The 26,452-nt window shown below is 43.1% G+C and carries 19 protein-coding genes; 8 read left to right on the top strand and 11 right to left on the bottom strand.

The features are described from left to right. The first annotated feature begins 132 nt into the window (after nucleotides 1-132). Nucleotides 133-1,182: a UDP-glucose--hexose-1-phosphate uridylyltransferase gene (locus AC3IRT_RS10605; protein WP_489393224.1), complete on the top strand. Its 1,050-nt coding sequence runs from the start codon at nucleotides 133-135 to the stop codon at nucleotides 1,180-1,182. Then, the gene (gene galK, locus AC3IRT_RS10600) at nucleotides 1,175-2,332 is read left to right on the top strand and encodes a galactokinase (RefSeq protein WP_489393223.1); all 1,158 of its coding nucleotides are present in this window, start codon (nucleotides 1,175-1,177) and stop codon (nucleotides 2,330-2,332) included. The genes AC3IRT_RS10605 and galK overlap by 8 nt, the downstream gene beginning before the upstream one ends. A gap of 75 nt (nucleotides 2,333-2,407) precedes the next feature. Here galK and bglX read toward each other — a convergent pair whose 3' ends face one another. The 6 genes from bglX to AC3IRT_RS10570 form a co-directional block, all read right to left on the bottom strand. After that, a complete protein-coding gene (bglX, locus tag AC3IRT_RS10595; protein ID WP_489393222.1) occupies nucleotides 2,408-4,693 on the bottom strand; it encodes a beta-glucosidase BglX in 2,286 nt (761 codons plus the stop codon). Between the two features lie 15 nt (nucleotides 4,694-4,708). Next, a complete protein-coding gene (locus tag AC3IRT_RS10590; RefSeq protein ID WP_489393221.1) occupies nucleotides 4,709-6,076 on the bottom strand; it encodes a glucoamylase family protein in 1,368 nt (455 codons plus the stop codon). A 39-nt stretch (nucleotides 6,077-6,115) separates the two neighbouring features. Continuing rightward, entirely contained in the window at nucleotides 6,116-7,660 is a 1,545-nt protein-coding gene (locus AC3IRT_RS10585; RefSeq protein WP_489393220.1) for a RagB/SusD family nutrient uptake outer membrane protein, read from the bottom strand. Between the two features lie 20 nt (nucleotides 7,661-7,680). Continuing rightward, complete coding sequence (locus tag AC3IRT_RS10580) at nucleotides 7,681-10,716, bottom strand: SusC/RagA family TonB-linked outer membrane protein (protein ID WP_489393219.1); 3,036 nt, start codon at nucleotides 10,714-10,716, stop codon at nucleotides 7,681-7,683. 298 nt (nucleotides 10,717-11,014) lie between these two features. Beyond that, a complete protein-coding gene (locus tag AC3IRT_RS10575; RefSeq protein WP_489393218.1) occupies nucleotides 11,015-13,930 on the bottom strand; it encodes a ligand-binding sensor domain-containing protein in 2,916 nt (971 codons plus the stop codon). Then, nucleotides 13,899-14,990, bottom strand: coding sequence for a DUF695 domain-containing protein (locus AC3IRT_RS10570; protein ID WP_489393217.1), 1,092 nt, complete (start codon nucleotides 14,988-14,990; stop codon nucleotides 13,899-13,901). The genes AC3IRT_RS10575 and AC3IRT_RS10570 overlap by 32 nt, the downstream gene beginning before the upstream one ends. A 181-nt stretch (nucleotides 14,991-15,171) precedes the next feature. Here AC3IRT_RS10570 and AC3IRT_RS10565 point away from each other — a divergent pair, with 181 nt between their 5' ends. Then, on the top strand, nucleotides 15,172-15,702 hold the full coding sequence (locus AC3IRT_RS10565) for a DUF962 domain-containing protein (RefSeq protein WP_489393216.1): 531 nt from the start codon (nucleotides 15,172-15,174) through the stop codon (nucleotides 15,700-15,702). Between the two features lie 7 nt (nucleotides 15,703-15,709). Here the strand turns inward: AC3IRT_RS10565 and AC3IRT_RS10560 are convergent, their stop codons facing one another. The 5 genes from AC3IRT_RS10560 to AC3IRT_RS10540 are packed head-to-tail and all read right to left on the bottom strand — an operon-like array spanning nucleotide 15,710 to nucleotide 19,427. After that, entirely contained in the window at nucleotides 15,710-16,690 is a 981-nt protein-coding gene (locus AC3IRT_RS10560) for a bifunctional riboflavin kinase/FAD synthetase (RefSeq protein ID WP_489393215.1), read from the bottom strand. Between the two features lie 51 nt (nucleotides 16,691-16,741). After that, nucleotides 16,742-17,455 (bottom strand): tRNA pseudouridine(55) synthase TruB, encoded by a 714-nt coding sequence (gene truB / locus AC3IRT_RS10555; RefSeq protein WP_489393214.1) that lies wholly within the window; start codon nucleotides 17,453-17,455, stop codon nucleotides 16,742-16,744. A gap of 5 nt (nucleotides 17,456-17,460) precedes the next feature. Next, nucleotides 17,461-18,255, bottom strand: coding sequence for an undecaprenyl-diphosphate phosphatase (locus AC3IRT_RS10550; RefSeq protein ID WP_489393213.1), 795 nt, complete (start codon nucleotides 18,253-18,255; stop codon nucleotides 17,461-17,463). Further along, nucleotides 18,255-18,515 (bottom strand): DUF3098 domain-containing protein, encoded by a 261-nt coding sequence (locus tag AC3IRT_RS10545; RefSeq protein ID WP_489393212.1) that lies wholly within the window; start codon nucleotides 18,513-18,515, stop codon nucleotides 18,255-18,257. Before AC3IRT_RS10545 ends, AC3IRT_RS10550 begins: the two co-directional genes overlap by 1 nt. A gap of 33 nt (nucleotides 18,516-18,548) precedes the next feature. Beyond that, nucleotides 18,549-19,427, bottom strand: coding sequence for a cell division protein FtsX (locus tag AC3IRT_RS10540; RefSeq protein WP_489393211.1), 879 nt, complete (start codon nucleotides 19,425-19,427; stop codon nucleotides 18,549-18,551). Nucleotides 19,428-19,597: 170 nt separating this feature from the next. On the opposite strand from AC3IRT_RS10540, the gene leuS reads away from it, so the two are divergent. The 5 genes from leuS to sbnA all read left to right on the top strand — a co-directional run bounded on the left by leuS (nucleotide 19,598) and on the right by sbnA (nucleotide 26,449). Further along, nucleotides 19,598-22,381, top strand: a complete 2,784-nt coding sequence (gene leuS / locus AC3IRT_RS10535) for a leucine--tRNA ligase (RefSeq protein WP_489393210.1) — start codon at nucleotides 19,598-19,600, stop codon at nucleotides 22,379-22,381. Between the two features lie 413 nt (nucleotides 22,382-22,794). Next, nucleotides 22,795-23,847 carry a patatin-like phospholipase family protein gene (locus AC3IRT_RS10530; RefSeq protein ID WP_489393209.1) on the top strand — a complete coding sequence of 351 codons (1,053 nt, stop codon included), beginning with the start codon at nucleotides 22,795-22,797 and terminating at the stop codon, nucleotides 23,845-23,847. Nucleotides 23,848-23,970: 123 nt separating this feature from the next. Further along, nucleotides 23,971-24,936, top strand: coding sequence for an ROK family protein (locus AC3IRT_RS10525; protein WP_489393208.1), 966 nt, complete (start codon nucleotides 23,971-23,973; stop codon nucleotides 24,934-24,936). Between the two features lie 90 nt (nucleotides 24,937-25,026). After that, the gene (locus tag AC3IRT_RS10520) at nucleotides 25,027-25,212 is read left to right on the top strand and encodes a CsbD family protein (protein ID WP_066751133.1); all 186 of its coding nucleotides are present in this window, start codon (nucleotides 25,027-25,029) and stop codon (nucleotides 25,210-25,212) included. A gap of 262 nt (nucleotides 25,213-25,474) precedes the next feature. Beyond that, nucleotides 25,475-26,449, top strand: a complete 975-nt coding sequence (sbnA, locus tag AC3IRT_RS10515) for a 2,3-diaminopropionate biosynthesis protein SbnA (protein ID WP_489393207.1) — start codon at nucleotides 25,475-25,477, stop codon at nucleotides 26,447-26,449. Nucleotides 26,450-26,452 lie beyond the last annotated feature (3 nt).

Genomic DNA, 26,452 nt, shown 5'->3' with positions numbered 1-26,452 from the left:
AAAGCCTGTCACTGATTTGGTGACAGGCTTTTGTTTGGTGAAAAATTAAAAGTGTTAATTTAACACTTTTAATTTTTTTTATTACCTTACGGCCAACAATTGCGTTTTAAAATATACTAACCACATATATCTATGCTAAATTTTTCAGACCATCCGCATACGCGTCTCAATATTCTGACGGGTGAAAAGGTGTTGGTATCTCCGCATCGAAGTAAGCGCCCTTGGCAAGGACAAGTAGAAGATCTTGTGCTGGAGCAGCGTCCAGCTTATGATGCTGAATGCTATCTTTGTCCCGGCAATAAACGCGCTGATGGTACGATCAATCCAGATTACAACGATAGTTTTGTTTTTGTCAATGATTTTTCTGCTTTGTTGCAAGATACGCCAGCCGGTGAGTACAATGATTCGGATTTGTTGCAGGCCGAAAGCGAGCGCGGTATCTGTAAAGTAATTGCATTTAGTCCGCAGCACGACCTAACGCTGCCTGAAATGGAGGAAGAGGCGATCGTAGCGGTCGTAAATCTATGGCAACAAGAATTCATCGACCTTGCCAAAAATGATTGGATCAAATACATTCAAATTTTTGAAAATAAAGGCGCGATTATGGGCTGTAGTAACCCACATCCACATGGACAAATCTGGGCGCAGGGCAATGTGCCGGTAGAAGTGGATAAAGAGGATGCGCAGCAGAAACAGTATTATGCGAAGCATGGAAAATCCTTATTGTCTGCCTACATCGACCTAGAGTTACAGAAACAAGAGCGCATTATCATCGATAATGTCCATTTCGTAGCGCTAGTACCATTTTGGGCGGCTTGGCCGTATGAAACCATGATCGTGAGCAAGCGACATGTCAGCAACATCGCAGAATTCACCGCAGATGAAAAAGCAGATCTGGCCAAGACATTGCAGGAGTTGACCATTCGGTACGACAATCTATTTAGCACTTCTTTTCCGTATTCTGCCGGAATGCATCAGGCATCGGTGAACAATGGCGATCAATCGCATTGGCACTGGCACATGCATTTCTACCCACCACTATTGCGCTCTGCTACGGTCAAGAAATTCATGGTCGGCTACGAAATGATGGCCAATCCGCAGCGGGATATTACGCCGGAATTTGCGGCCGATCTATTAAAAAAACAATCTACTATTCACTATAAAACACATCAAGATGGGTAAGGAAAATATATTAAAAGAAAGATACCAAACCCTTTTTGAGAATGAGCCGGATCTGATGGCCAAATCACCGGGACGCATCAATCTTATTGGAGAGCATACCGATTACAACGAAGGATTTGTGCTGCCTACGGCTATTGATAAGGCGATTTATGTGGCTGTAGCTGCACGCGATGACGACAAGATTGTATTATACGCGGAAGATTTTTCGGAATATTTCGAATCTACGGTAGATACGGTAAGTCCGTCCGACAAAGGCTGGCCAAACTATATCTTGGGCGTTGTCGACCAATTGCGTAAACTAAACTTAACGGTCAAAGGATTTAATCTGTATGTGGATGGCGATGTGCCTCTGGGCGCTGGTTTATCCTCTTCGGCCGCGGTAGAATGTGCTACAGGATTTGCTTTGAACGAACTTTTTCATTTCGGCCTGAGCCGACAAGAAATCGCTAAGATTGGCCAAATGGCCGAGCATACTTTCGCCGGCGTGAAATGTGGTATAATGGACCAATTCGCATCTGTGCTGAGTAAAGAGGATTTTGTCATCAAGTTGGATTGCCGATCGCTCGAATACGAACATGTACCGCTATTATTGGGAGATTATGAATTGGTGCTGTTTAATACCAATGTGAAGCACTCCTTAGCTTCTTCCGCGTACAATGATCGCCGCAACTCTTGCGAACAAGGTGTGGCATGGCTGCAAGAAGAATATCCTGACGTGCTTAGCTTACGCGATGCCACGGTGGAGATGCTAGAATCTGTCGTCAAACCCAAAAGCGAAGAGGTCTTTACCAAATGCAAGTACGTGGTAGAAGAAAATATTCGGGTAGAGCTAGCTTGTGAAGCCTTGAAATCAGGTGATATCGTGGAGCTGGGACGACAGATGTTTGTCGCTCATCAAGCGATTAGTCAGGATTATGAAGTAAGTTGCGCCGAGCTCGATTTCTTGGTGGATTATATGAAAAACCAACCCGAAGCTGTAGGAGCTAGGATGATGGGCGGCGGCTTTGGCGGTTGCACGATTAATATCGTCGAAAAAGGACATGCGGAGCGTATTGCGCAGCAAGTAGCACCAGCGTACAAAGAAGCTTTCGGCTTGGAGCTAGAGCCAATCTTTGTGGCAGCTTCCGGAGGATCAACTCTGTTAGGATAATCCGAAGCATCTATACTAAATAAGTACGGCCGATCATATGATCGGCCGCGCTCGTTTTTATTAAGTTGGTGTGATTTACTTGTTTAATGTGAATTTGGCGACTTGTGTATCGCGCGAGTTTGTACCCACAAATACTTCAAACTCTCCAGATTCCGCTACCCATTCCAATTCTTGATTAAAGAATTTGAGATCTTCCTCTTGTAAGGTGAGGGATACTTGTTTCGTTTCTCCTTTTTTGATCCATACTTTCTCAAATTTCTTCAATTCTTTGACCGGACGCGTGACCGAACCAACTAGATCGCGAACGTAAAGTTGGACGACTTCTTCACCATCCCAATCGCCAGAATTAGTGACATCCACCTGCACCTCAATCGTACCGCCTGCTATCATGCTCATAGCAGAAAGTTGCGGCTGTCCGTAATCGAACTGACTATAACTCAAACCAAATCCAAAAGGATATAGCGGTTCGTTGTCTACATCAATGTAATTCGAGCGGAATTTTTCAAACCACTGGCCCTTCGCTAAAGGGCGACCCGTGTTTTTTTGCGCATAATACAAAGGTAGCTGACCGACATGCTTCGGAAAACTAGCTGGAAGTTTACCCGACGGGTTCACATCACCAAATAGAACATCGGCTACCGCTTTTCCTGTTTCAGATCCACCGAACCATACATTCAAGATCGCTGGTACGGATTCGCTCTCGCCGACAATTGTCATCGGACGACCCGCGAACAATACCAACACCACCGGTTTGCCGGTAGCTAACAGTTTCTTCAATAAGCGCTGTTGGATTTCAGGAATGCCGATATCTACCCGACTGGAGCTTTCGCCCGACATTTCTGACGCTTCACCCAATGCCGCGATGATCACATCCACATCTTTGGTCGCTGCTACCGCTTCGGCTAAGATCGTTTCCTCATCCCGCTCATCACGTGGAATGGTGCGGTCAAACATCGTTGCGCGCTCTTGATACGCGGCATCTTCCAGCAAATTGGATCCCAAATGCGTGATGATTTCTACTTTATTGCCCAATGCAGCACGCATTCCTTCCACTAACGAAGGTGTATTGGCATGGTCTGCACTTACGCTCCAAGTTCCCGGCATATTGCTGCCCGTGTTGGCCAATGGCCCAATAACGGCTACTTTACCTTGTTTTTTCAAAGGCAATAGTTGGTTTTCATTTTTCAGCAATACAAAGGATTTGGTAGCCGCTTCCCGTGCTTTTGCTAAATGTACTGGCGTATAGATATCCGTTTTCGCGCGTTTTGTGTCGGTATTTTTGTACGGATCATCAAATAGACCAAGACGATACTTCGCTTCCAACACCGCACGGCAAGCCGCATCGATACGTTCTTGTTTTACTTTGCCTTCTTGTACCGATTTCTCCAGCGTGGTCAAAAAACCTTCGCCGACCATGTCCATATCCATTCCGGCGTTCAGCGATAACTTCGATACTTCCTGCAAATCGCCCAATCCGTGTTCTACCAATTCGTTGACTCCGGTATAATCAGAAACGACCAATCCTTTGAAGCCCCAATCTTTGCGCAACACATCGGTGAGCAACCATTTATTAGCGCTGGCAGGTACACCATTGATGTCGTTGAAAGACACCATCACAGAACCTACACCCGCATCGATCGCTGCTTTGTATGGTGGGAAATATTCGTTGTACATACGATGCAAACTCATATCGGTTGTATTGTAATCCCGTCCGCTTTCTGCTGCGCCATACAAGGCAAAATGCTTCACACAAGCGAGCATAGCATCTTTAGCACGTAGATCATCCGATTGTAGTCCGCGAACCATCGCTGCCGCAATCAGACTTCCTAAATATGGATCTTCACCGCTGCCTTCCGAAATGCGTCCCCATCGTGCATCGCGACTGATGTCTACCATCGGGGAGAATGCCCAGTGAATACCGTCTGCCGTCGCTTCCTTAGCGGCAATACGTGCCGTTTGTTGAATCAGATCCAGATCCCACGAAGCCGCTAAGCCCAACGGAATAGGGAAGGCGGTGCGGTAACCGTGGATCACATCCATACCAAAAATAATAGGAATTTTTAGGCGTGACTGCTTCATCGCAATCTCTTGCGCACGACGGGTTTTCTCGGGTGTGCTCAGGCTGAATATGCCACCTATTTTCCCTTCGGCAATCTTTTGTTCCACTCCCGTGGATACGACCGAGCCCGTCACCGCCTCACCAGCAGTCACTAAGTTGAGTTGGCCAATCTTTTCCTGCAAGGTCATCTTAGACATCAATTCGTCTAAGAATCGGTTCATCTTGGCATCATTTTGCTGTGCTTGCGACAAAAAAGGCATAGCTAAAGCACAGATTATTAATCCAATTTTACTCTTGTTCATGTTGTACGTTTTTGCTTAACGGATTCTAGGAGAACTGAATCCTAGCTTTTTCAGTCCAGCTTTGATTTCAGGCGCTTCCATAAATAAATTCCACAATAAACCAGAGCGATAATTTTCGATCATCACCACGATTGGACCTTGGTCTATCGCGAGATAATGCTGCGGAAACCAATCTTCTGTCTCCGAATACGCATCGTAAAAACCATATTTGCCCCATACTTTAGTACCTAAAGAGTCCATTAGATAATGGGCGAATGAAATACTTTCTTCCGGTGTGTATGGCATAGACGAAAGCGCTGCTGTCGGACTGATCACACCGTGATCTTTATCCGGATGATGGGCATCATATCCTTTCAGCGAATAGCTAGCCGTCAATCCCCATCCTTTATCCGCGCCATAACCTTTGTAGCCTTTTGGATTTTCTTCCGCGTAGGCAATATTGATTTTGGCGTGGTTGCTCGTCACGTCCCAGTAATTGGCGTAGCGATCTTGCAAACCTTTTGGATCCAATCCCAAGTACGAGTAATGTGCCCAAAAAAGTGGGCCGATCTCACCCGAACGCGCATTGTGCTTGATGCTCAACGGAATATTTAGTTTTTCAGCGGAGGAACGAATCTCGCCCGAACGCGCCCAACCTTCATGATACACCGCCGTATCAATAGCGTGTGTAGGAGAGGAGGCTGCTAAAATGTAGGTAATCAAGCCTTCGTCGTAGCCACGCACAGGATGATTCATACCAAAGTCTACCGTCGGGCTCCAATGCCAAAAAATCACATTTTGTCCATTCGTGTAATGATTCCAGTTAATGCCTTTCCACAATTCATCGGCACTGCTGGCTACCGCTTGTTCTTCTTCCGTACCATTTTTCAAGTATTCGCGAATCGTGATTAGAGATTGTGCGAGGAAAGCCGTTTCGACGATATCACCGCCATTATCTTTCTCACTAAACGCTTGTACTTTCTTGGTGTCACCATGGTACCAATGTGCCCAAGCACCTTGGAAGCGCTCTATTTCCGACAGGTAATTCATCACATGGCCTAACCTTTTGACGCCTTCTTCACGGGTAATAAATCCTCTTTCTATACCAGTGATGATCGCCATCAGGCCAAAACCGCTGCCACCAATCGTGACTACATTTTGATCGTTTTTCGGATAAATTCCATCCAAATGGATGCGTTCACGCGCCATGCCAGAAGTAGGTTCCGCGCCCTCCCAGAAATACTGGAAGGTGTTGCGCTGAATCTCGGTGAGCAAAGAATCGTCTTTGCTGTGATGCTCTGTCTCTATCGTATCGGAATTTGCTTGACTACCATTGTTATTCTGGCAAGAGAATAATAGCGTTGCCGCAAATAACGAAAGGGTAGCTGTTGTCAGTTTCTTCATATATGTATGTTACGTCTTCATGCTTATCATTCGGCTGCTTTATTCTTGTGTAGCACCCTGTAGTTGTGGTAATAGATTTACTTGTTCTAACGGATATGGATAGAAGCGGTGGGTAGCTGGATTGTAACGACGACCGCCATAAGAAAGTTCTTCGGTTTGTCCGTGGCGAACTACATCATAGAAGCGCACACCCCATTCGGCTCCAAACTCGGCCATTTTCTCATCTAAAACGTTAGCCAATGTCACACCAGAAATAGCCGTCAAGTTTGCGCGACCGCGCACCACGTTTACGGCTTCATCAGCACTCATAGCGCTGTTTGCTGCACCGCTTACTAATGCTTCTGCATGCATCAATAAGATCTCTGCGTAGCGGATCACAATCATATTTTTGTTTTCGCCATAAGCGGTACGACCTTGTGTCAATTGCGTAGACGGTAAATAATGTTTACCGCTTAAGAATAGATAACGTGGGTGATTATTAAACACATCGCCTTCGCGCGTGGTATTGCTCACAAATTCTGGTAATTGGGCATAAGCAGGATCACTTTGCAAGGCTTCGATACCACGTGGCGTAAATAATACGGTCGTTTCTAAGCGATTGGTTTCGCCACGATCTAGCATGAACTTGATAAATTTCTGACTTGGCTCATAGAATCCCCAACCTTGACCAGCACCGACGCGTGCCGGTGTCCAGCTACCCGGGCCATAAAAATCCCAAGGAAAACGGTTGGATGTACCAGTCGCTGTTCCGAAATCTGAATATTGATACTCCAATAGGTTTTCATTATTCAGTTTACCCGGAATTTTGAACAATTGGTAAAAATCATCCGACAAGCTAAACATACCACTGCTGATAATCTGACCAGTGGCATCGGCTACTGCTTGGTAGTTGCCCGCTTCCAGATTTGCCATCGCTTTTACAGCCAAAGCGGTATGTCGTGTAACGCCACCGCGAATATCGGTACGCTGATTTGGACGTGAATCGGGAAGTGCGGGTGCGGCTTCATCCATCAGGTTAGAAATGTGTTCCATGACGCCATTGAAATTGGTCAGCTCTACGTTGAATAGATCCGAAGGCGCAGACGATGTTGGAATCAAAATCGAGCCCCACATCCGAGCCAGTTGCAACATTTCAAATCCCTGCAATACTTTCACTTCGGCGATGTACTGCTGTGCTGTTTCTGCGTTGGCACCTGCTTCTTGGTACTTCTGAATTTCTTCGATTGCCCCTTGAAAATGGATTAAATCGGTGTACAAGTTTAGCCAAGTCGAATTAAGTAACCACGCGTTTCTGTCGTAGCGAAAGCTGTCGATATTAGCCAATAAAGGCTGATCTCCTAATCCACCGACATCGATATCGTCACCACGAATACCGATAAGCGGTACTGTTTCCCACTGCATATTGTACAACTCATTGTACGCTCCGCGTACTAATAAAACCATATCCGCAGATTGGCTATAATCAGTGTCGCCAGCGATGATTTCGTTTTCTAATGGATCATCCAATAGTTTATCGCAAGACGTAGTAAATACTACTGCAAACAGCAGTAGCACACTATATGGTAATAATCTAATATTTTTCATTCTAATATTTTTATGGGCGATTATAATTTAATCATAACTCCGAAAGTGTATACAGCAGGAATCGGATATACTTCACGATCGATACCATTGGCCACTTCGGGATTGAATCCATTGTAGTTGAAGATAGTTAATGGGCGCTCTGCTGTGAATGTTAGGCGTGTTTCGGGCCATTTGCTTTCGCTGCCAAAGAACGTGTACGATACACGTACGTTCTGCAAGCGGAAATAAGAACCACTCTCGATGAAGTAGCTGCTCATGTTTTGATTCCAAGAACGACGTAAGCCAGAAGCCGATGGATATTCATTCGACGTACCTTCACCTCGCCACATATTCTCTGCCAGATTAGCGTCGATATTCGTATCGTTGGTGAAGATCATCTCACCGCGTTTACGGTTCAAGATGCTGAAACCCGATTGTCCTTGGAATAATGCCGAGAAATCTAACTTTTTATAGCTGAAACCAATATTACCACCCCAAGTGAAGGACGGCAAGTACGAGCCTAAGACCATACGATCTTGATCATCGATCACACCATCACCATTGACGTCACGGAAGATTAAATCACCCGGACGGATTCCGCTCGATTGAATAAATTCTTCCGAATAACCACTGGTGCGGATCTGTTCCTGATTTTGGAACACACCAACCACATCATAACCAAAGAAAGCTTGATAAGGTTGACCAACGATGGAACGCTGTCTAAACTCAGCCGAACCGGCATCTAAGAATGGAGCCGCACCCACGCTGCGTACAGTGTTATTCAGTGTTGCGATATTACCACCGATGCTGTACGAGAAATCTTCGTTGATATTATCTTGCCAATTGAGGTTCATCTCAAAACCGCGATTCCGGAATTCACCTTCACTGCGGCGTTCATTACCGCGGAATACTGGCGCAATGATTGGGATAGCTAGGTTGCGCGTATCTCTGATGAAATAATCAGCATTTAATGATAAACGGTTGTTCAAAAACTGTGCATCTACACCAAAGTTGGTCTCGACCGTGGTTTCCCAGCTTGTGATTAAGTCAAATAGGGGATACAATCTTCTTCCAACCACACGACCATCACCGATCGCGCCGTTGTTTTCTTGGAAAGTCGGACGACCGACAGCAGGAGCGATAGCATCGTTACCCAGTTGACCCCAAGATCCTCTGAACTTCAAGAAATCAATGCCAGGGACATTGAAAAACTCTTCCTGAGATACAATCCAGCCCGCACCGATCGTAGCAAAGTTACCCCAACGTTGTTGGAATTTATTGTTGCCATCTCTTCTCAATGTACCATATAACAGGTATTTGCCATCGTAGTTATACGCTACCCGACCGAAGAAAGAAAGGAATTTTAAGTTTGCATTGAGTGTATTATCATCCGCATCGCCAATTTGGTTTAAGTCAAAGTCGGTCGCGTTAGATAGGTACCAGAATTGTTCTGCCGCTCTAGTTGGCGCAGGACTAATCGCCGTACCACGCGCAAATAGCAATTCGCTGTACTCATTTCTGTAGGATTGACCTAATACGGCATTCAAATTATGTTTGCCAAATTGGTCATCATAGGTCAAGAAATTGTCCCATACCTGATCGTAGCTCGATGTATTTTGACGGCGTATGGCCGATGGATTAAATGTCACACCGTCATTGAACTCCTGATCTACCCGGCGCGTATTGTTGAATGCCAGACTGTAATTGTACTGCGTACGGAATTTCAATTTGTTTTCAATGATGTTGGCCTCTAAGTGGAAGTTACCCAACACCTTCGCAATATGGTTTCTAGTATCTACAAAATTCAAAGGGAAAAAAGGATTTTGTACACTTCTGTATCCCAAAGATTGTGCATTGGCTAGACCAAGTGGTGTAGCTGCTGTATTTTGTGGATCAAAAACCGGAAGTGTAGGCACCGAGAAGTAAGAACGGAACCAAGCGGTGTTTTCACCTTCGTACTGACGCGCTGTACTCACGTTGAAATTACCACCAACCGTCAACCAGTCGCGTACACGACTATCTACTTTGGTTCTAAAATTCAAACGCGTAAAATCGTTACGTTGCTCATTCAATAAACCATCTTGCTTGAAATAACTACCGCCGATAGAAAAGCGTGTTTTTTCGCTACCACCGCTAAAGGACAGATTGTGATTCTGAATCGGGGCAGGCGACATCACCTCATCGTACCAGTTGGTATTTACATTAGGTAGGTTAGGATTGTTAGGATTTGCACCAAAGCGCGTAATGGCATTCTGAATAAAGGTCATATCTGCTGTACCTCCAGTTTCGGTAATGTACTGCACGAATTGCTCTGTGTTGGCCATTTTCAAGACATTCTGCGGATTCTGAATACCGTAATAACCATCGTATACAATCTGTGTTTCTTGATTGTAAGCACCCGATTTTGTTTCGATCAATACCACACCATTACCTGCACGTACACCGTAAATAGCAGCGGCTGATGCATCTTTCAGTACGTTGATGGTTTCAATATCGTTGGGATTTAAGAAATCGATATTGTCAAAAAACATCCCATCCACCACATATAATGGCGCAGAATTACCTTCGGCCGAACCAATACCACGCAAGCGCACGGTTGGTGCTGCTCCAGGAGCACCGCTACTCACAATTTGTAATCCCGGTACGCGTCCTTGCAAAGCTTGCATGGGTTGTGCGGCTGGAGTTTTTACAATATCGTCGGCACGTACGGTCGCGACTGCTGTGGTTAGGTTACGTTGGCGTTGCGTACCGTAGCCAACCACGACAATTTCTTCCAAAGTTTGGTTGCCATCTTCTAGCAACACATTTAAGACAGTATCGCCCGCAGTGACGGTAACGGTTTTAGTTTCGTAGCCTAAAAATGAAAATGATAGGGCATCGCCCACGGCAGCTTCGATCGTAAAACGACCGGCATCATCCGTTTGCGAAATAGTTGATTTTCCAGAAATGCGAATGGTGGCACCAGGAATGCTCATTTGCGATTGGCTGTCTTTTACTGTTCCCCGTATGGTGGTTTGGCCATACACAATTAAGCTGCTGTATAAAAACAGCAAGGCGAGTAAGAGTGACTTCCTCATAGATAGTGTGTAATTAGAATAAGTGATTTAATTTATAATGGCTTTGATTTTAATGTCCCAATCATCATATGTAGCCGGGGACATAACAAAGATCAACATATAAGGTTTTTTTAGGGTATTTCCGACTAGCACATCATTACTACGCACGTGAGATAGTTGTGCGTTGGGTGATTTTAATATTTCAATATGCTGTTTATCAATCGATTGAATTTTATTATTGCGCGCTGTTTATCCGCTACAACGAGGGTTTTGTAGCTGGTTTTTGAGGTGGATGTGTGGTAATGATGTAGTGTGATAGTTAGATTTCCAACAAGAATTCCGTTAAATTCTTTTGGGTTTCTAGCTGAAGTTTCTTGCGTAAGCGGTATCTACGGATCTCCACACCACGCAGACTGATGTTGAGTAAAGAGGCTATTTCTTTGCTAGACATGTTGAGTCTGAGGTAGGCACATAGCTTCAAATCGTTGGGTACTAACTCGGGATAATCCGCTTTCAACTTCTTGAAAAAGTTGTTGTGCGACTCATTGAAACTCGATTCAAAAAGTTGCCACTCGCGCTCATCATTTTTCGCTTCGTCGATGAGTTTGTTTACTTTTTTGAGCTGATCTGAGCTAAGCACTTTGCCATCCGCATCTTTGATATTGCCGACTTCTTCATGTAAGGTTTTGAGCAAATCATTTTTGTATACTACGTTAGTAGCCATATTGGCCAATTCACGCTTTTTACTGATCAATTCCTGCTCCAGTTGCTGATTTTTGAGTTGCATACGCTGCTGTGCACTCAGTTCATTTTCGCGCTCCACTGCACGCTGCTTTTCCTGCTGTAGTTTCAGGTGGAGTTCGTTTTTTGCGCGATTGATTTTTTTCTTGTACCACTTCCGGATCAAGACTCCGGAAACGAGAAACAGCACTGCATAGCAGAAGATAGCCAACCAACTCCAATACCACGGTCTAGCAATCTCAAAGGTGAAGGAGTTGATATCGGAGATATTTCCAGTAGCATCCATGCTCCGCACTTCAAAGACATATTTTCCATGCGGAAGATTGGTAAAGTCCTTGTATGCATCCACACCCCACTCAGAAAAAGTCTCAGTAAATCCGAGTAAGCGATGTTGGTATTTCACTGCGCTGGCATCATACCACGGTACACTGTATGCAATACGGATATTGTTTTGCCGATACGAAATAGATTGATCTGTATTCAATGGGATAAGTTCGGCCGTACTATTCCAAAATCCTGTCAAGAGCGGAGCTCCAATGCGTACCTCGTCATTTTTAATATCGCGCATATATAGCGCAAAACCATCATTAAGTCCGATGAGATCCGTATTCTCGCTGATGCGGAGCAAATTCTCGTAACCACTCATCATTCGGCCAGATAATGGACGCCACGTGGTGGAGTCAATCTGTGCTGAACCATCGCTCTGGAAACTCAATTTCGCCAAATGCGAATCCTTAAAAAACCAGTAACTATTTTTCTGATCTGCTTGAATCCGATTCGTCGTAGCGAATGGCCCTAGAATTTTATTCAACTCATCATAACGCGCGAACTCATTCAATACATGATCAAAGCGAAAAAGGCCCGTATCGGTCGCAAATACATGCTGACGCCCCATATCGTAAATACCATAAATCTTGGTATTCGTTGGTATTCCCTTGGTTGTTGAGTTATGCGCCTTTATGCTCGTAAAATCAGCTGCAAACTGCACGAACTGCAAATTATCCTCATTGCCAACCCAATATCCTGTTTTGCTTTCCCGAACCATGTATTTGATGGGTTGCTTGATCGGTTGGTATTGCTGAATATGCTGAAATGGCTTTTGAGCACGGTTAAATAATGATAGTCCGGTGTAGTTACCCTCCAAGATCAAATCGCTGTCGGGAATGAGATTCAACACCAGGCTGCCAGTGTAATCGGATAATCGATTCAGACTATTTCCCTGTACCGCAAAAATGCCGGCATTATGTCCACAATACAAAATGCCGTCGATCTCGCGGAGGTACCAAACTTGTCCATTAGAATTTTGCACAAATTGAAATTGCAAAGGTTTCTCGGAAAATACGCCGTTCCAGACACTTTTGAAAAGACCTTGATTGGTGCCAAGATATAGTTCGCCCTGAAAAATAGCCGACGAATACACCGTGCCAAGCATACCTGTCTGATCTGTGTAGTAATAAAACGGTCTATGAAGATCCAAACGGTCAATCCCGTTATCCAATCCGATCCAGAGGTTTGATTGCCGATCCAACGTCAAACTCAAGACGGTATTATTTTGCAATCCACTGTTTTTATTGATTTGTTGTACGATCTCGCCACGAGAATTGATAATAATCAATCCATTCTTGATCGTACCAAAAGCATACAAATCTTGGCCTGCCTGTAGCCCGTTATTGATTTGATGTTGTTCAAATAAAGCTTGCGCATTGGTGCGCCAAGGGCGAATGCGTTCTTGCTGATCCATTAGATAAAGACCATCTCGCTCTGTCGCGATTAACGTTTGATTATCTGGAAAAGGCAGCATACTCAGTATGCGCTTTCCGCGCAAGATATCTTTGTCCCGAACGGGAATGAGTTTTCCTTGCCTGTAATGGTGCAAACCGGATGGAATCTGCTCAAAATATAATTCCTGACCAACCGAAAACGAAAATAAAAAAGGTTCTCCGCTGGCGCTAATGATCGATATTTTGTCGCCTTCTAATACGTAAGCTTTAGAAAAAGACTGAAATAGGATTCGCTTTCCATGCGCAATGATGCGCCAAATCTCGTCGTTTTTCAAGCCTGCTTCTGCCGGTACTTGCGCAGCCAAACTCGTATAGGATAATCTGCCAAATCCCTTATCGATCCAATAACCAAACTCTCCTTTACCACCGGTGTAAATGCGTCCGTCGGCCGTGGTGGTAATACTGCGCATCGGCATACCTTTGGTAGATCGATGCAAATGCCATTCTTGACCATCATACCGTAGTAGTCCTGCATTGTTGGCCGCATAGATCACCCCTTGCTTATCGACCGAAAGTCCCCAGTTTTGATTGTCCGCCTGATAATCCGCTTTGCTATAATGCGCCACATGCGGCTTCGCAATGCGAGGCAGTTCTTGCGCAGTCAGATATCCCGGAAAACAAATAGCACTTAAAATGGCTATTCGGTAGAAGAGGTTCAGCATCAGGTGCACGGTTTTGCGGCTATAAGTTATGATGTTTGCGATAACGCTCAAAGGTTTGCCAGTATTTGTCTTTGTAGATATCGTAGCTGTAGACCAATTCGCCCGTATATTCAGATAGAAGTTTGTAAATAATCTTGGAGCAGATTCTAAATTCCTTGCTTACAAAATAGATTTCGCGCACGCCATCGCCAGTCTGCTGACCAACATACAGGTAGGTCGATTCATCGTGCAAACTATCGGCCAAATCTTCTTCCAAACTATTTAGTGCGAGCATCGTGTAATCGTCTGGAATTCCGTCGGTGTTGGTGGTTTGGTATTCTAACGATACCCGAATGATGTACGGACGGGAAGGTTTATTTTCCCATTCTAATAATTGCGTATTCATATAAGCAACCAATGGATATCCACCTTTTATTTCTCCCTTATATACCGAAAAACTATTGTTATCCTCAACGGCATAATTACTCTCGTATTCTTCGACAAATTCTGTTTTGCGCCAAGTTATAAAACCCTGTAAGCTGGTGATAGGAATCAATTCTTGGTGGGCATTGTCTCTGCCAATCACGTTCACGCTATCAATTAAGGTAATGGATTGCAATTCGCCTAGATAATTATCTAGGAAGATGTAAATGCCGCTGGTAATGATCTCATCTGCACTTTCTACATACTCGTCATATACGATCGAGATATCAATCTCGTCGGGGTATATACGATGCTCGTTGGCGTAGAAATGCAAATTGTCTTTGGTGAACACAAAATCGCCTACCTGAATAGATGCATTTTCAATCGATGTAGGCGGCTTGAGCGCCGTAAAAATCCAGTTGGATAGGTCCGGTGCTTTAGCTACAAATTCTTCGGCAAAAATGATATTTTTAATATTTCCATCGGGTGTAAGTACGAGCTCGGCTTTGCTGCCGTACAGGCCAGTCAAGAAATAAATGCCCGGATGCAGATTGGATAGGCGTGGGGCTAATAGCTTGAAAAAACCATCTTCCACATTTCCAGCTTGCACCGCTTGAAAGAAACGCGCTTCATGCTTTACAAACCATTCCCAAAATTCGTTGACCGCTTCAGGACTTTTAACTACATCTTTTCGAACATCCTGCTTCATGACCAAATTTTAAGTAGCTTCATCCTAAGTAAGGTGCTACTAAGCTAAATTACTAAAATCAGCGCAATAATGAGCGTTACAACAGAGTTTTTATCCAGATAGCAATGAGCGACCACTGGTCTTCAATCTCCAATGATTTCGTATCTTTGCGCGAAGTTCAGAAAGTATAGTACACGACCGAATGGTAAACAAGAAGACAAATCCTAAAGCAAGGCAATCCAAATTTGACAGACCGATAGATCGCTATTTCTACGAAATGGATCAAGGATTGCAACGTTCTAAAGCAACCTATACAGTGGGTGTTTTCCTAGCTTTTTTTAGTGTTATGGGCTTGATCTGGATGATTCCTTTTCCGCAATTGGCATTTTTAGAACGCATGGAAGCACAGACTTTTCTAAATTGGGGATCTTTCTTTATTGCTGTGGTAATTTACATCTATTTGAAACTTGCTGCCACTTTATCGTATGCGATGCTATTCACCATCGGTGGAATGAGCTATCTCATCGTACAATTAGAATACGTGGAGCGAGATCATGGTTTGCCAGCATGGATGGTATTTGCGGCTTTGGCGCTGATTAGTATCGTTGTGCTTTTTCTACATTATACGAAAGAAGAGCCGAGCAAGAAACCCGTGTCGTTTGTTCTTCTGCTGACCGTTGGTCCAGTATGGCTTTGGTCAAAAGTATTCCTAAAACTAGGTTGGCGCTATTAAATCAGTGCTAATTCTCCTCGAAATAACTGCGTACACTTTCTTCGTCGCGCTGAATCTGAGCTTGTAATTCTTCCAAGCTTTCAAACCATTGATCGTGTCGGATAAAGTGCACAAAACGTACGCGAAGCGTTTTCTTGTATAAGTCATCTTTGAAATCCAATAGGTTTACCTCGATTTTGCGACTCATATCATCGATGGTTGGTCGCGTACCGATGTAGCACATGCCTTTAGCCACGCGCTCTGGTTGTGGCGAGATATATGGTCCAGATTCAATAGAAGGCACGCGCGGATAGATTTCCACTTCTACCGCATAGATTCCATAAGCCGGAATCAACTTATGACTTTCGTGTACATTGAGGTTTGCGGTTGGAAACCCGATTGTACGACCAATCTGATCTCCTTTCACGACAGTACCTGTCAATTCAAATGGGTAATCCAAATATTTATTGGCTGTCGCAATATCGCCCTTAATCAGTGATTCGCGAATGCGAGTAGACGAAACGCCTACATCATCGATATCTTGTTTTGGGATTTCGCTTACTTGAAAATCGAATATACCGCTGTATTTGTTGAGCTCTTGAATATTTCCGGCGCGGTCTTTTCCAAAATGATGATCGTATCCAATAATGATCGATTTGCAACCGATCTTATTCACCAGCACGTTGGAAATGTATTCTTCGGGTGTTTGTATAGAAAAATCTCTCGTAAATGGTGTGATAATCAGATGATCGATACCTGCCAATGCCAAGCGATGTGTTTTTTCTTCGATATCATTAATCAGCCGAAGGCTATCATCATCTGGATTGATGATGAGTCGAGGATGCGGAAAGAAAGTCAGCAAAACGGTTTCTCCGCCCGTAGTACGCGCAGTTTCAACTAGTTTACTCAAGATGCGTTGGTGTCCGACGTGTACACCATCAAACGTACCAATGGTAACTACAGCATTGGGCAATCGCTCTAATTCGTCTAGACTTCTATAGATTTTCACTGTGGAGCATTTTTAATTAACACGTTGCATCTGTCAACAGACGTGCTTTCATTATACTTGTTGTTGCGCTCTAATCGCTTCAATTAATTCTTGCAGATTCCAAGCATCTTCTACGCGGAAGTCGCCACTTTTCGTCCGACATAGTGCCGATAGGTGACTTCCATTTTGCAATCGCTGACCAAAGTCACTTGCGATAGAACGTATGTACGTGCCTTTGGTGCATTTAATTCTAAAATAAATCTTTGGCAGATCAATTTTTTCCACTTCAAAACTATGCACCGTAATTTGTCTTGGTTTCAATACCACCGTCTCGCCACGTCGGGCTTTTTCATACAAGCGTTCGCCATCAATCTTGATCGCCGAGTGCGCAGGTGGGTATTGATCCTGCTCGCCCACAAACGATGCAGCAGTGCGATAAATATCTTCTTCCGAGATAGTGCTGATGTCAAATATTTGGTCGATATCACTCTCTAAATCAAAAGTTGGTGTTGTAGCGCCTAAAGTAATTGTACCGGTATATTCTTTGTCTTCTGCCTGAAAACTATCGATCTGCTTGGTCATTTTGCCCGTACAGATAATCAGCAATCCGGTGGCCAAAGGATCAAGTGTGCCTGCGTGGCCCACCTTTATTTTTAACGGCTTCATGGTATTACGCAACTTACCGACTACATCAAAACTAGTCCATTCGTAAGGTTTATCCACCAACAAAAGTTGCCCTTCAGCGAAATGAAACTGCTTTTTTTCCTCCGTACTCAACTCCAACATATTCCTTATAAAATTTGAAGGCTATAACCACCAGCCATCAAGATGATGATAATCGTACCTATCGCAATTCGATACCAACCAAAGGCTTTGAAACCGTATTTGGTAAGGATACCGATAAAACTTTTAATAGCAATAATCGCCACAATAAAACCGACGACATTACCAATAATCAATAGATTAATTTCATCCGAGGTGAATACATGTCCATCTTTCAAAAACTTGTATAACTTCACGATCGAAGCGCCCAACATCATTGGCATCGCCAGGAAGAATGAAAATTCTGCAGCCGCTTTACGCGTCAGCTTCTGCGTCATACCACCCACAATAGTACTCGCCGATCTGGATGTTCCCGGAATCAACGCTAGACATTGATAACAACCAATGATAAAAGCTTGTTTGTAAGAAATCTCATCCGAATCATCGGTGGTCGGTTTATTAAACCATTTGTCTACAAATAGTAAGATAACACCACCAATTACCAACATCACAGCAACCATAAAAGGGCTTTCCAACAAATCGTCGATCAAATCACTGAGCAATAAGCCTAGAATAGAAGCTGGAATACCCGCTACGACTAACTTGAAATAGAAATCAAAGGATTTGAAAAAACGTTTCCAATACAGCACCAATACAGATAGGATCGTACCCAGCTGAATAATGATGGTGAAAAGTTTGACGAAAGGAGTTGGTTCAATGCCCATGAACGCGGTTGCGATAATCATGTGGCCAGTAGACGAAACGGGTAAAAATTCAGTAAGGCCTTCAATGATGGCCAAGATAATTACTTCTAAATAGGTCATTATCCTTCGTTGGATTTAGCGGATTTTGGTTTATATAAAATAGCGACAAAACCTAAGGCAAAGCCAAGTACTACTACGAATGGCGCTATCGTTATCTTTGTAAAACTATATAAGTCTTCGTTACCAATCATTAAGATAAATCCAATGGCCACGACCACAATGCTCAGGATGAACAATTGATAGTTTTCTTTCTTGAAAACGAAAGTAGCTTTGCTCGCAGTGCTAACCTTGCCGGTCGATTGCTTTTTTACTTGAGCCATATTTTAGATGTTTTTTGGTGTTACAAATTGTATTTAACGATACAGACTAGCTGATTTTGCTTTCAGATATTTCGTGACCGCAAAATAGGTGCTGGCACCAGATATAAGGATACCTAAGATCACCACTGCGACGAAGATAAAGATGAATTCTAGCCAATCGCGTAAGAAAACCAACTCAGGGACCTGTTGTTGTGCAAAATGCAAAGTCAATAGCAATAACAAGATGGCAATCAACGAACCGATCAGACCATGCACGATACCGTATAAGATGTACGGTTGGCGGATAAAGCCTTTGGTCGCGCCAATGAGCTGCATACTTTTAATCAGAAAGCGTTGTGAGTAGATTGCTAAGCGAATCGTATTATTTATTAACGCTACCGCAATGATTAACAGGATAACGGCAAATGCTAGCACGACAATACCGATCACCCGAATGTTTTGGTTGACCATGTCGATCAGGTTTTCCTGATACACGATTTCGTTGATACGGTTGTTGCGTGATACTTGCGCTATGAAAGCCTGAATGCTATCATTATTCGCGTAATCTTCATTCATGTATACATCGATAGACGGCAATAGGGGATTATGACCTAGGTATTCTACGAAGTCTTCGCCCAAATCCTCTTTCAAGTTTTTAGCTGCTAGCTCTTTGCTGATGTATTCGGTCCGCAATACATGCTTATTGCGATCCAAATCTTTTTGCAACGCTAGTACATCGCCTTCATTGACGTTGTCATTAACGATTACATTGAGTACAATATTCTCTTTAACGTATTTCGATAGGTTCTTAGCGTGAACTAGGATCAGTCCGAGCAAACCTGTCATCAATAGTACTAATGCAATACTGATAACAGTGGATACATATACCGATTTCGTCTTCTTTCTGGATGAGCCTTCTTCAATTATTGACATATGTTCTTGCAATCTTATATATACTCTGCGAAAGTAAACATTCTTGACGACTATAGAAATAGCCGTTAACATAAACTAACACTTTTCAAACGCCATTTTGGGTTTGTAGTCGCATTAATCTTAGGAAATCGTTATTTTCGCACTTGTTATAAGTTCATTGCATTTATTATATGGAGTACAATCATAAAGTCATTGAAAAGGGATGGCAAACTTTTTGGGCAGAAAACGGCACATTTCGCACGAGCGAATCTACCGATAAGCCAAAGTATTATGTGCTAGACATGTTTCCTTATCCATCAGGAGCAGGCTTGCATGTGGGCCATCCACTTGGATATATAGCCTCAGATATCTTTGCACGTTTCAAAAGATTGAAAGGTTTTAATGTGCTTCATCCGATGGGCTATGATTCTTTTGGTTTGCCAGCAGAACAATATGCCATCCAGACGGGGCAACATCCTGCGATTACGACGGAGGTTAATATTGATCGCTATCGCGAGCAACTGGATAACATCGGTTTCTCCTTTGATTGGTCTAGAGAGGTGCGTACTTCAGATCCTGCTTATTATAAATGGACACAATGGATCTTCATGCAGCTTTTCCACGCTTGGTACAACAAGGATGCAGATAAAGCAGAGTCAATCGATACATTAGTTGAACGATTTCAAAAAACAGGTAGTGAGGGTATTAATGCTGCTTGCGACGAGGATGTGAAGACATTCACGGCGCAAGAGTGGGCATCCTTTATGCCAGAAGAACAACTGCAAGAATTGCTCAAATATCGCTTAGCCTACCTTCGCGAAAGTACCGTAAACTGGTGCGCTGCCTTAGGTACTGTATTGGCTAATGATGAAGTCATCAATGGCTTTTCTGAGCGCGGTGGTTATCCAGTCGAACAGAAAAAAATGATGCAATGGTCTATGCGGATCACGGCTTACGCCGAACGATTGTTGACCGGATTGGATACCGTAGATTGGCCAGAACCATTAGTGGAAATGCAACGCAACTGGATCGGAAAATCCGTTGGCGCGACGGTGCGTTTTCCGCTGCCGCAATTAGATACACAAATTGAAGTTTTTACCACGCGGGTAGATACCGTTTACGGTGTTAGCTTTGTGGTTTTAGCACCTGAACATGATTTAGTAAACGCTTTAACTACCGAGGAACAACGTACTGCTGTAGAAGAATATATCGCGACCACTTCCAAGAAATCCGAATTGGATCGTATGTCGGATGTGAAAGCCGTATCGGGCGTTTTCACAGGCGCGTATGCCAAACATCCGTTGACAGGTCAGGATGTGCAAATTTGGATTGCCGATTACGTGCTTGCTGGATATGGTACAGGTGCTGTCATGGCCGTGCCATCGGGTGATCAGCGCGATTATTTGTTTGCCAGGCATTTTGATTTACCGATAATCCCGATTTCTGATTCGCAGGATATTAGCGAAGCAGCCGATCCGAATAAAGAAGGACGCTATATTAACTCCGAAATCATCAACGGTTTAACGTATGAGCAAGCCGTCCCTGCGGTGATTGATCAGTTGCAAGCATTAGGATTGGGTAAAGGGAAAATCAATTACCGCATGCGCGACGCGATATTTGGTCGTCAGCGCTATTGGGGCGAGCCAGTTCCGATTTATTTCAAAGATGGTTTGCCTTATTTGATCGATAAAGAGGAGTTGCCTTTACTATTGCCAGAAGTTGACAAATACTTGCCAACCGAAACGGGTGAACCACCTCTAGGTCGCGCGCAAGATTGGAAATATCAGGATACCAATATGTATGAGTTAAGTACGATGCCCGGTTGGGCAGGTTCTTCATGGTATTGGTTTCGTTATATGGATCCAAAGAATCCCACATCATTTGCTTCGAGAGAAGCGGTGGATTATTGGAAATCGGTCGATTTGTACATCGGTGGTTCTGAGCACGCTACGGGCCATTTACTATACTCTCGGTTCTGGAACAAATTTCTAAAAGACTGGGGTTGTCAAGGTGAGGAAGAGCCTTTCAAAAAACTGATTAATCAGGGAATGATTCAGGGGCGTTCTAATTTTGTGTACCGTGTATTAGATGGAGAAGGCAAAGGCACAAACCAGTTTGTTTCGTACGGATTGAAAGGGGATTACCAAACGATGACCTTGCACGTAGATGTGAACATCGTGTCTAATGATGTGTTGGATCTGGAAAAATTCAAAGCGTTCCGTCCGTATTTCGCTAATGCAGAATTTATTCTGGAGGATGGCAAATACCATTGCGGACACGAAGTGGAGAAAATGTCTAAGTCGAAGTTCAATGTGGTCAACCCAGATGATATCATCGAGCAGTATGGTGCAGATACATTGCGCTTGTACGAAATGTTCTTAGGGCCATTAGAGCAATCTAAACCTTGGAATACCAATGGTATAGAAGGTGTTTATAAGTTCCTTAAAAAGTTATGGCGTCTATTTCATGATGCGGAAGGCAACTTCCACATTTCTAACGACGAGCCAACGAAGGCAGAATACAAAGCGTTGCACAAGATTATTAAAAAGGTAGAAGATGATATCGAACGTTTCTCTTTCAATACTTCGGTATCTGCCTTTATGATTTGTGTGAATGAATTAACCGATCTGAAATGTAACAAAATTAAAATCTTGCAGGATTTGGTGATTGTGCTACAGCCATATGCACCGCATATCGCAGAAGAATTATGGTGCTTGATGGGACAGCAGAAAGGAACGATTTCTTATGCAACCTATCCGGTGTTCAATCCAGAATATCTAGTGGAGTCGGAATTCGCTTATCCGGTTTCCGTGAATGGGAAAACAAGATTGAACTTGCCATTAGCTTTGGATTTGGACGCTCAGGAAGTGGAAGAGATCGTGCTGGCGAATGAGGAAGTGAAACGCTATATTGATGGTAAAGCGATTCGTAAGATTATCTTTGTTAAAGGGAAGATAATCAATATCGTAGTATAGATTATTTTTATAGATAGAAGTGGCGCTGGAATAAATTTAGCGCCACTTTTTTTTGACCTTATGGAAGGGAATTACGAAAAAGTGATTTAGATTACTTCAGTTTCTGATCTCCGCTGTACAAAGACTTTTCTCGATAGTTTACCATTTTAGGAACTGGCATTTCATGATTGATCTGCAAGCGGCAATGTGGTTAAATCTCTGCAAAATAGTCTGGTTGGATAAGAGTATAATTAATAATCCCCGTGGCAGAGAGAAATTTCCCATTGAAAACCGCAAAATCAGTATCATATAGTACAATGTATGTCCTCAAATACTGAACAACTCATGTCATTTTAATAATACTATTGGCATATAAGCTTACGAGACCCCCAAAGAAAATATTCTTTTATTAACTTTATCGAAAAATATACAGTATGAAGCGAATTTTATCGATCGATGGCGGAGGGATTCGGGGCATAATTCCAGGAATGGTTTTATTATCTATGGAACAGCGGCTGCAAGAGAAGACGGGCAATGGTGAAGCACATCTCTCCGAATATTTCGATTTCTTTGCAGGCACTAGTACTGGCGGCATTCTCACCGCTATTATGTTATGTCCACATCCTGACGATGCAAGTAAACCACGTTTTTACGCAAAAGAAGCTTTAGACATATATCTAAAATACGGACCTTCCATATTTTCAACCACCCGCTGGCGTCGATTTCTTAGTAAATTTGGATTTTTAACGGAAATATATGACGCCAAAATATTAGAATCTGTTTTGGATAAGTACTTTGGCGATGTGAAACTAAGCGAACTTCTCAAGCCTGCTATTATGACTGCGTACAATATTGAATTACGTAAGAATCATATTTTCCGACAACAGAAAGCTATTTCCCACGGAGATACGCGTGATTTCTATATAAAAGACGTATGCCGAGCAACAGCCGCAGCGCCTACCTTTTTTTCAGTAGCCGAGATATTTTCCCTTGCCGGCACTCGGTTCCCTTTATTAGATGGCGGTGTGTTTGCCCACAATCCAGCATTAAGCGGCCTTTTGGAGATGCTCAAAACCTATGATACTTTTAAGATCGATGATGTGCATATCCTTTCACTGGGTACAGGCGCAGCCAAAAATGTATATAATTACGAGGATTTTAAGAAAAAATGGGCTATTTCTATTGGACCAGCTTTGGTAGATATCATGACCAGCAGCTCATCCGAGAGCAACGATTACTTTCTAAGACAGTTGTTTCGTTCTGTGCATAAATCCCAGCAATATACGCGGGTTGAGCCTGCCAATGTATCCTCCATATCACCATCTATGGACGATGCAAGTCCAGGGAATATTCAAAAATTGGTCTCCCTAGCCGACAATGTAATCAGCGATTACGATGAGATACTCAATAAGGTTTTAGATGATTTGATCATTGATCGTAAGCAGCATAAAGATAGCTCTATGTGGAATTTTCTCCGTAGAGATTAACCTGTTGCTATTCGTATTTTTTCATTTTGAATTCATCAAGTGTGTAAAAATCACACAAAGTACTTATATTAGCAATTGAGATACTCATTTGAGTAATACAGTGAATCAAGAAATTAAATAGAAATGTCTGTAGTGCAATCGGCTGAACGCGTAGTTCTTGGGATAGATATTGGAGGAACCAATACAAAATTTGGATTAGTAAATGACACGGGTGTCGTATTGGAGAGAGGATCAATCCGTACCAATATCTATAAAGAGGTAAATGATTTTATTGATGCGTTGCATTTGGCGGTAACACCTTTGCTAGTAAAGCACTTATCTGGGAAAACTTTGACTGGAATAGGTGTAGGAGTGCCAAATGGGAATTTTTATACGGGTACGGTAGAATATGCACCAAATCTTCCTTGGAAGGGTGTGATACCGTTTGGCGAATTGATCACCAACAAATTTGGAGTGCCTTGCAAAATCACTAACGACGCTAATGCTGCTGCACAAGGCGAGATGTTGTTCGGAGCTGCTCAGGGTATGAAAGATTTCATCATGATTACGCTTGGAACGGGTGTTGGAAGTGGAATTGTTGCGAATGGCAGTTTGATTTACGGGCATGATGGTTTTGCAGGCGAATTAGGCCACACGATTGTGAAGCCAGGCGGTCGTAAACATTGGAGTACCGGCTCGGAAGGTAGTTTAGAATCGTATGCTTCAGCTACAGGTATCGCCATTACTGCTAAAAAGATGCGTGCGGAATTTCCAGAATCCATGCTCAACAACTATCCAGAAGATGCCATTAACTCTAAGACCGTATTTGAATGCGCGTCCGAAGGAGATGCTATTGCCATCGAAGTCTTTCGCTACACCGGACAGAAATTGGGCGAAGCATTGGCCAACTTTGTGATGTTTTCTTCACCGGAAGCCATTCTTTTATTTGGCGGTGTAATCCGCGCGGGCGATTTCATTTTGAATCCAGCGAAACTACACATGGAGAGAAATTTATTACCCATCTTCCGCAATAAAGTTAAGATTATTTTCAGTGGTTTGGATGAGTCGGATGCAGCTATTCTAGGCGCCAGTGCACTTATACTAAGCTAAAATATTTTTCCTTTCTAAAATTTGTATTTCACAAGCAAACATATTTTTAGACTGCTTGTTGTATTACTAAACAAACTTAAGGAGGATATCATGAGTGAATTAACATGGAAAGGCCGTTGGAACGAGCTTAAAGGAAAAGTAAAACAACAATATGGTAAATTAACTGATGACGATTTGACTTACGCAGAAGGTAAGGAAGATGAGTTAATCGGTCGTTTACAAAAGGAAACCGGTAAAACCAAAGAAGAGGTGGAAACTTGGTTGAACAAACTATAGGCTTATCCTAGACCTATTAGGTTTAAGTAACAGTAAAAAGTGCGGATTATTTGTATAATCCGCACTTTTTTTGTGCAAAAAACCGTACAAATACAACTTCTCCCTACACAAACCTATGTCGCATAAATTTGTTATCTATTCTAGAAGGCTGATCTCGCAAAAAACAAAAAAAACCGATACAGCCTTTTGTACGTTCGTTACCTAGCAGCGACATGGTGATCATACAGAATGGAAAATAGATAATTTAGCAAGGGAGGTCACGATGCATTTAGCAGAAATCAAAGAACCAAAAAACGATATTTTATCGTGTATTGGCCATACGCCACTGGTCAGATTCAATAATCTATTTTTAGAAATGAATTCGGCAGTATACGGTAAATTAGAAATGATGAACCCTGGAGGGAGCATCAAAGATCGTACGGCGCACAATATCATTCGCCATGCGATGAATCTCGGAAAGATAAATGCCAATAGTGTAATCATAGAATCTACCTCTGGCAATATGGGAATTGGATTGGCTCGAATCTGTCATTTTTATGGGTTAAAACTATTCCTAGTAACCGATCCGCATATCAATCCATTAGCAGAGAAAATTTTGCGTACGTTCCAAGCAGAGATCGTAAAAGTAGATGCCGACGATGGCACGGGTGGTTATCTCAATTCCAGATTGAAAAAGGTAGCGGAATTATTGCAGGCTATACCAAATAGCTTCTGGCCCGATCAATACCATAATATGGACAATCCGGCCGCGCACGAGCAAACATTTAAAGAGATTGTAGAAGATCTAGGCACTGCACCTGATTATTTATTTATCCCGACCAGTACGTGCGGTACCTTGCGCGGATTTGCAGATGCGATCCAGCAATTGGGTGTGCATACACGTATTGTGGCAGTTGATGCGGAGGGAAGTTTGATTTTTAAAGATAAACCAAGTCCGCGTTTAATTCCTGGAATGGGCGCGAGTCGCAAATCGCATTTCCTATTGCAAGATCAGGTGCACGATGTGGTGCATGTGAGCGATGCGGATTGTGTGGCGGGTTGTCATCAACTTTTGGCTCAGGAAAGTATTTTGGCTGGCGGATCATCTGGTGCTGTAGTGAAAGCGATCGCTTGGTATCAACAAAAGTTCTTGCCGGGACAGCGAATTGTCGCTATCATTCCAGACAATGGTGAGCGCTATCTGGATACTATTTATTCAACGGAGTGGTTAGAAAAAAATGGTTTAAAAGCGGATTAAAGG

This window comes from Sphingobacterium sp. KH_072 (assembly GCF_057837975.1).
This window is presented reverse-complemented; position numbering and strand designations above follow the sequence as displayed.

Bases quoted from the DNA above. Each gene is read 5' to 3' on its own strand.
- AC3IRT_RS10605 (WP_489393224.1), top strand. From the start codon at position 133: ATGCTAAATTTTTCAGACCATCCGCATACGCGTCTCAATATTCTGACG.
- galK (WP_489393223.1), top strand. From the start codon at position 1,175: ATGGGTAAGGAAAATATATTAAAAGAAAGATACCAAACCCTTTTTGAG.
- bglX (WP_489393222.1), bottom strand. From the start codon at position 4,693: ATGAACAAGAGTAAAATTGGATTAATAATCTGTGCTTTAGCTATGCCT.
- AC3IRT_RS10590 (WP_489393221.1), bottom strand. From the start codon at position 6,076: ATGAAGAAACTGACAACAGCTACCCTTTCGTTATTTGCGGCAACGCTA.
- AC3IRT_RS10585 (WP_489393220.1), bottom strand. From the start codon at position 7,660: ATGAAAAATATTAGATTATTACCATATAGTGTGCTACTGCTGTTTGCA.
- AC3IRT_RS10580 (WP_489393219.1), bottom strand. From the start codon at position 10,716: ATGAGGAAGTCACTCTTACTCGCCTTGCTGTTTTTATACAGCAGCTTA.
- AC3IRT_RS10570 (WP_489393217.1), bottom strand. From the start codon at position 14,990: ATGAAGCAGGATGTTCGAAAAGATGTAGTTAAAAGTCCTGAAGCGGTC.
- AC3IRT_RS10565 (WP_489393216.1), top strand. From the start codon at position 15,172: ATGGTAAACAAGAAGACAAATCCTAAAGCAAGGCAATCCAAATTTGAC.
- truB (WP_489393214.1), bottom strand. From the start codon at position 17,455: ATGTTGGAGTTGAGTACGGAGGAAAAAAAGCAGTTTCATTTCGCTGAA.
- AC3IRT_RS10550 (WP_489393213.1), bottom strand. From the start codon at position 18,255: ATGACCTATTTAGAAGTAATTATCTTGGCCATCATTGAAGGCCTTACT.
- AC3IRT_RS10545 (WP_489393212.1), bottom strand. From the start codon at position 18,515: ATGGCTCAAGTAAAAAAGCAATCGACCGGCAAGGTTAGCACTGCGAGC.
- AC3IRT_RS10540 (WP_489393211.1), bottom strand. From the start codon at position 19,427: ATGTCAATAATTGAAGAAGGCTCATCCAGAAAGAAGACGAAATCGGTA.
- leuS (WP_489393210.1), top strand. From the start codon at position 19,598: ATGGAGTACAATCATAAAGTCATTGAAAAGGGATGGCAAACTTTTTGG.
- AC3IRT_RS10530 (WP_489393209.1), top strand. From the start codon at position 22,795: ATGAAGCGAATTTTATCGATCGATGGCGGAGGGATTCGGGGCATAATT.
- AC3IRT_RS10525 (WP_489393208.1), top strand. From the start codon at position 23,971: ATGTCTGTAGTGCAATCGGCTGAACGCGTAGTTCTTGGGATAGATATT.
- AC3IRT_RS10520 (WP_066751133.1), top strand. From the start codon at position 25,027: ATGAGTGAATTAACATGGAAAGGCCGTTGGAACGAGCTTAAAGGAAAA.
- sbnA (WP_489393207.1), top strand. From the start codon at position 25,475: ATGCATTTAGCAGAAATCAAAGAACCAAAAAACGATATTTTATCGTGT.